The following is a 4,859-nucleotide window of genomic DNA, read 5'->3' as shown; positions in this document are numbered from 1 at the left end:
AAATCGGCGGATTGCCCAAGGAGGAGGAGCGTCGACAATGGCGGGAGAATTGCTGTCGAAGTTCGTAAACAGTTTCGGGGCTGGATTGGTCTCCGTGAGCCAGACTCTGGGTGTCACCGTGTCTCTCGTGAAGACGCAGGTGACGCAAGGGGTCAATGCTCCGGGAAGCCGTGTTGCGGCGTTGGTGGGGCTTGTCGGAGGAGGGGTGCACGGCACGGCGGCGCTCATGGTGGACGCGCAGGGATTTGCGAGTTATGTGAATGCCATGTCCGGAGGTATGATTCCCCCGGATCTGGAGGACAACGTGGCGCTGAGTGTCGTGGGAGAGCTGACGAACATGGTGAGCGGTCAGACGCTGATGAAGCTTGACATAGAAGGGATGGATCTGACCCCTCCCCAGATCATCGCGGGGGAGAACATCAAGGCCGTACCTCCGCAGAAGCCCGGTATCGTTTCCTTCACGCTTCCTTTCCAGGTAGCCCCCCAGGGGAACATCTACCTGGTGGTATCCCTGCACAGTTGATGCGCTTGTGCTTGCCCCGAGCGTTCGGAAAAAAGTAAGGATGTGACCGCCGGTGGAGAGAGTTCTCAAGGTCTACATGGAGCGCCCGGGTTTCGGTGTGGGATGCTGTCCCATCGAATACGGGAGGATTGAGATGGAATCCTTCCCTATGGCATTGGAAATGCGTCGCGTGGGGGAATTGCTCCGGAATGTGAGAGATCACTTCGGCGAATCCGTGCGCCTGGAACTGATTGATCCGAGGAATGTCATCGCCCTGAAAGACGTGTTCCGATTTCGCATACGAAGCACGGAAGTAGTGTGGATCCTCGATGGAAAACTGTTGCTCCGAGGCATTCCTTCGTCCTGGGACGATCTCCGTCGTTCTCTTGATGCTGCCTTGGGGACCGGGAACGAATAGGAAAAAGGGTGGGGTGAGGCGATGGCACAAGGCCGCAGGGCATCGTTTCGCCCCATGGTTTTTCTCCGCAGCGACCATTGCCGGAGAGTACCCGGAACCGCGACAGCACGTAATGACGTGTGCGGAAGACGCACATGTTCATCGATCCACCGCAGCGTGCCTTTGTAGTCGTCGCCTTTCCTCGATTCGAGAGCGTGGGAGCATTTTCCCCCCGGTGTGCCGGAACGGGCGTTCCGCGCAATGTTCCCAAAGGGATGGAAGGAGACGTATAATCGCGTGGCGAGCTGTTTCTGGCGAAAAAGGGGTCGCATTATTTCGATCTGGGAGGAGACGGAACGATGACGTTGCGTGCGCGCTTGGTTTTTCTCGGAATCGGGGTGCTCGTTGCGGTGGGTCTCATGGCGGGTATGGCTTACGTGGGTGCCCGGAACATTCTCTCGGAAGAACTGGAAGTCTCGGGGAAAAACGGTGCGTCCATGGCGGTCATCTCCGTGGCCAATTGGCTGAACGGAAAAGAGCAGGTTGTGGCCAACGCTGCGGAGAACGTGGGATACATGTGGCAGAAATTCGGCGTGACGTCCACCATGCTCCTCCCCTACATGGAATTGCTCACCGAGACCAACAAATCCGCCGGATTCATGGATATCTATCTCGGTTTTCCCAACGGAAAGTTTGTGGATGGATCGGGGTGGATTCCTCCGGGAAATTTCGACTCTCGCACGCGTCCCTGGTACCAGAAGGCGGTGGAGGCAAAGAAGACCGTTTATGTCGATCCCTATGTGGACGCCAACACGGGAAAGGTCATTCTTACCATCGCAACGCCGGTTCTGGCCGCAGACGGGTCGTTGATCGGCGTTGTGGGCGCCGACATTGACCTCGACACGTTGGTCTCCCTTGTGGTGGAGCAGAAGATCAGCGGTTCCGGATACGGTTTTCTCGTCAATCAGGAAGGACTGATCATCGCCCATCCGAACGAAGAGGTTCGCCTCAAGGTCCGCATTACGGAACACTCCGACACGGTCGCCCCGGAACTTGCCGAATTGGGCAGACGCATGACCGGAGGGGAGAATGGCTCGGGGGCCTACATGCAGGCAGGTGAACGCAAGCGGCTTTATTTCGGGCCTCTCCCTTCGGGATGGAGTCTTGGCCTTTCCGTTCCCGAGGAAGGACTTTTCGCTCCCATCGGCGCGCTCGGAAAACGACAGATTCTGGTTGCCCTTGCGGCGTCTCTTCTGCTCGGTGCGTGGATCTTTTTTGTCGTGCGCGGTATCATCCGCCCTGTCAAAGTGCTTCTCGAAACTGCCGACGCGGTGCGTGCCGGTGATCTCACGTCAGCGGCGGACATGTGCGGAGGAGACGAACTCTGCATGGTCGGTGCCGCTCTGGATGGGATCATTCAGGGACAGCGGGAAATTTTCCTTTCTCTCCGGTCCGAGACGAACCGCCTCGAAAAAGAAGCCGAAATGCTCGATACCGTGGCGGACGACACGGACAAGATAATCCGGGCGGTGGAAGAGAAGATCGTGGCCCTTCAGGCCCTCGCGGACGAGAACGCTCAGGCGGTGGAATCCGCCAATGCGGGGATCGAAGAGGTCGCATCGAGCGCCCAGGGGGCTGCCCAGGCCTCGTCAGAGGCGTCGCATCACGCGGAGACGCTCCGGAGTGACGCGGAGAAAGCCGGAGAGATCACTCGTTCCACGACCCGCCGGGTTGCGGAAATGTCCGATGCGTTCAAGGATGTGGCCGAGGCGGTCGCACGTCTTCATGCCCAGGCGGGCGAGATCGGAAGTATCGTGGCGAGCATCGCGGGCATTGCGGATCAAACCAATCTCCTGGCGCTCAACGCCGCCATCGAGGCGGCCCGGGCCGGAGAGGCGGGAAGAGGCTTCGCCGTTGTTGCGGAGGAAGTGCGCAAGCTTGCCGAGGAAAGCAACCTGGCGGCCCGGAAGATCGGAGACCTCGCCAAGGGAATCATGGGTGGGACGGACAGGGCTGTTCAGTCCGCGGACAGGGGCGTTTCACTTGCCGCTCAGGGACGGCAGGACAGTGCTGTCATGGAGGACCGCATTGCAGCGGTTCTTGGCGCCATTTCCGCCATCGGTGACCAGATTCAGAACGTGGCGGCCACGGCGCAGGAGCAATCCGCCGGTGCCCAGGAAATGGCGGCTTCCATAGATCGCCTGGCGCATGGCGCCTCGCGAACGAAGGAAGAGGCCCTGACGATCAGGAACGTGGTTACCGACGTGGTGCAAAGCAGCGGAGAACTGCGCTCCGCCGCGGAAGAACTGAGCGGAATCGCCCGGGAATTTCAGGAGCACCTCAGAAGATATCGCCTCGACGGAGGAACGAAGGAAACGCTTTCCCTCAGAGGCTGATGAGGCAAGGATCCACTTCTGGCCGGAAAGACATGGAAAGAGATGACGCGAAGGTAGGTGGAGGTCATGGAGGACCAGGAAGAAAAATTGTCCTATCTGCAGCATCTTCTTTCGTACGTGATCGGTGTTCGCCGGGAGGAAGTGGAAACCCTGGTGCAGCGTTACATGGAATCCGGAGGAGGCGCGGATCCAGCGCAGCTGTTTGCCTTTCTTACGGCGAACGGCAGACAGTACATGGTTTTCTGGTGTGCCTTTCCCCATACGGACCAGATCAGCATCCTTCTCGGTGCCGTGTTGGCGCCGGACAAACGCGTTCTCTGGTGGAGCATCGCGCCGGTTCCCTACAACAAGGGAAGCGGCGCACTTCGTGTCTGGAACCGGGTCCTCGAGTTGGTTTCAGGGATGGGAACTCATGGGACTCCCAAGGTCTCCGAGGGGGATTGGTGGGCTGCGGAACAATTGGCCAGACAGTGCGGGGGGTTTCTTCCCGAGATGATCGGTCTGATGCTGGGTGAACTGGAACTGGCGACGGGAGGATTTTCGAATTCTTCCGGTGCGAACCGCCAGTTTTTCGAGGACTCCAATGCGTTGCGCGGTGCATCGGTTCACGTGGAGAAACGTATGCGCGAGGCGATTGGTCGTAACATTTCCCTGAGCGTGCTCAGAGTCATGATGGTTTCCCTGCCGGAGCTGAGAGACCTTGGATTGGAGATCCAGCCCCTTCAAAACGCTCTCGACGGCTATGTGGACAGCGCTCTCGGCGAAGAGCGACGAGAGGAGGAAACCGAGGAAAACAGACCTGCCGAAGAGGGGGCCGCCTCGGTCATCCTTCCGGAGGCCGGCGTGCGCCTTCTCGACCCCGTGGTGGATCCCGTGAACGGTGTTCCTCTCTCGGATGTCTACCCCGGTGACGTGCTTCTGCTCGAACGACGGGGTTTTCCCAAAGTGCCGGGCCGAGTGTACATGATTCGCGTTCTCAAAAACGGACAGTACGAAATCTACGGGCGGGTCGAGGGGGAGGAAACCTTCTTCCGTTCCGTTGTTCACGGCGACATCAAAGTAGAACTTGCCGATGGAGCGGCAAGCGGACCTCGAACAGGCCTCTCCGGGATCACCCGGCTGTTCTGGGGAGTTCTCGTCCTGGGACTGGTCGCGGTATTTCTCCTCCTCTTTTTTCTCTGGCGGTGAGTCCGGAGTGCGTCAGTCCATGTAGCGCCCGCCGTTGACATCAAGCACCTCGCCGTTCACGTACCGGTTTTCGAGAAGGAAAAGAATTGCAGCGGCGATTTCCGCGGGGTGCGCAATGCGCCCCATGGGGGAGAGCTCTCGGAGCCGCTCCCTGGTTTCGTCGTCAAGCATGCCGGTGTCCACTGGACCCGGAGCCACCGCGTTGGCCCGGACTCCCAGATGGAGCAGTTCCTGAGCAAGATGGAAGGTGAAGCCGAGAAGCCCCGCCTTGCTCGCCGCATAGTGGACTCACATGGTCCCCCCGATTTTTCCGGCGATGCTGCTTACGTTGACGATACACGCCCCTTCCCTCCCCATCAGGTAGGGCAGGATGCAC

General features: G+C 59.3%; 4 protein-coding genes and 1 pseudogene. 4 read left to right on the top strand and 1 reads right to left on the bottom strand.

Annotated elements, in window-relative coordinates; translation table 11 throughout:
- Positions 1-37: 37 nt before the first annotated feature.
- The 4 genes from Q1K49_RS13730 to Q1K49_RS13715 all read left to right on the top strand — a co-directional run bounded on the left by Q1K49_RS13730 (position 38) and on the right by Q1K49_RS13715 (position 4,483).
- Positions 38-523, top strand: coding sequence for a chemotaxis protein CheX (locus Q1K49_RS13730; protein WP_300526542.1), 486 nt, complete (start codon positions 38-40; stop codon positions 521-523).
- A gap of 52 nt (positions 524-575) precedes the next feature.
- Positions 576-920: a hypothetical protein gene (locus Q1K49_RS13725; RefSeq protein ID WP_300526541.1), complete on the top strand. Its 345-nt coding sequence runs from the start codon at positions 576-578 to the stop codon at positions 918-920.
- Between the two features lie 338 nt (positions 921-1,258).
- Positions 1,259-3,295 carry a methyl-accepting chemotaxis protein gene (locus Q1K49_RS13720; protein WP_300526540.1) on the top strand — a complete coding sequence of 679 codons (2,037 nt, stop codon included), beginning with the start codon at positions 1,259-1,261 and terminating at the stop codon, positions 3,293-3,295.
- Positions 3,296-3,361: 66 nt separating this feature from the next.
- Positions 3,362-4,483, top strand: coding sequence for a hypothetical protein (locus Q1K49_RS13715; protein ID WP_300526539.1), 1,122 nt, complete (start codon positions 3,362-3,364; stop codon positions 4,481-4,483).
- A 12-nt stretch (positions 4,484-4,495) separates the two neighbouring features.
- On the opposite strand, the pseudogene Q1K49_RS13710 reads toward Q1K49_RS13715, so the two are convergent.
- Positions 4,496-4,756 (bottom strand): annotated as a pseudogene (locus tag Q1K49_RS13710) (SDR family oxidoreductase); the annotation flags it as partial.
- Between the last annotated feature and the right edge of the window lie 103 nt (positions 4,757-4,859).

The organism is Aminiphilus sp. (genome assembly GCF_029975095.1).
GTDB lineage: Bacteria > Synergistota > Synergistia > Synergistales > Aminiphilaceae > Aminiphilus.
Note: the sequence above shows the minus strand (reverse complement) of the source record. Positions and strands in the feature narration are given on the sequence as shown.